General features: G+C 73.6%; 1 protein-coding gene and 1 pseudogene. Both read left to right on the top strand.

Annotation, left to right across the window (positions count from 1 at the left end; genetic code table 11):
• Nucleotides 1-134: 134 nt before the first annotated feature.
• Nucleotides 135-935, top strand: coding sequence for a tyrosine-protein phosphatase (locus tag AOK00_RS22415; RefSeq protein WP_055602091.1), 801 nt, complete (start codon nucleotides 135-137; stop codon nucleotides 933-935).
• A gap of 83 nt (nucleotides 936-1,018) precedes the next feature.
• Nucleotides 1,019-1,312, top strand: a pseudogene (locus AOK00_RS22410) (hypothetical protein); the annotation flags it as partial.

Here is a 1,312-nt window from a genome sequence, read left to right as displayed (position 1 = left end):
ACGGGACGGAGGGTAGGAGCGGGGGCCGGGGGTCGGGGGCCGGGACGCCATCACGTGAGACATCCGGAACTGCTCGTACCGGGTTGATCCACTACGGTCGAGACGAACACGTACGTACCGGAGGAGTCGACGTCATGCCCGCCATCCCCGCCACCTCCGTCGCCAACCTCCGTGACCTGGGCGGGCTGCCGCTCGCTGCCGGGCATTCCGTCCGTCCGGGCCTCGTCCTCCGTTCCGCCCTGCTCGACCGGCTCGACCCGGCCGAGCCGGCCGTGGCCGCGCTGGGCATCCGTACGGTCGTCGACTTCCGTACGGAGACCGAGCGCGCCGACCGGCCCGACCGGCTCCCCTCCGGTGCCCGGGTCCTCGTCGCGGACGTGCTCGCCGACCATCTGGCCACCAGCGGACTGCCGCCCGCCGCCCGCCTCAAGGAGCTGCTCACCGACCCGGCGCTCGCCGAGGAGCATCTCGGCGGGGGCCAGGTCCGGGCGGCCTTCGCCCGGACGTACCGGACCTTCGTCTCCGGCGAGTCCGCCCGCGCCGCCTACGGCATCTTCCTCACCGAGCTGGGCGCTCCGGACGCCGGTCCGCTCCTCTTCCACTGTTCGGCGGGCAAGGACCGGACGGGGTGGGCGGCGACGGTCGTCCTGTCGCTGCTCGGCGCGGACGAGGAGACGGTGCGGAAGGAGTACCTGTCGGTCAACACGGCTGTACGGCAGGCCTTCGCGCCGATGGTCGAGGGGTTCACCGCCCAGGGCGGCGACCCCGATCTCGCGCTCGATCTGATCGGCGTCCTGCCGCAGTACCTGGACGCGGCTCTCGACGAAGTGGCGGTCCGGCACGGGTCGATGGAGCGGTACGTACGGGAGGGTCTCGGGGTCCCGGACGTGGTGACGGAGCGGCTCCGTGAGCGGCTGACGGTCCGTACGGGGTGAGCCGGCGGGGGACGCCGGACGGGGAGTCGGCCGCGGCCTCCCGCTCCCGGCCGCCGGGGTGACCATCGGAAGAATCGCTCGTTCTGCTGAACGTGAGCACCAAGGATCTCGTTCCCTCGCCCGTGGGCCCCGTCGACGTCGAGCAGGCCGAGGCCGCGCTCGTCGAGCGCTATCCGCGTCTCGTCCGCATCGCCTACCTGGTGCTGCCGCCGTCGCTCGGCCGCAACCGCCGGGTGCTGACCGCGCACGCGCTCGTCCAGCGGTCGCTGCCGCGCCGCCGGGTCGCAGGTCCGGCCGTGCCGGAGCCGCGGCTCGCCGAGGACGCGGTCGATCCCGGTTACGCGTACGTACGGGGTGAGGTGCTGCGGCAGGCGCTC

This window comes from Streptomyces aureus, from assembly GCF_001418135.1.
GTDB classification, from domain to species: Bacteria; Actinomycetota; Actinomycetes; order Streptomycetales; family Streptomycetaceae; genus Streptomyces; species Streptomyces aureus_A.
This window is presented reverse-complemented; position numbering and strand designations above follow the sequence as displayed.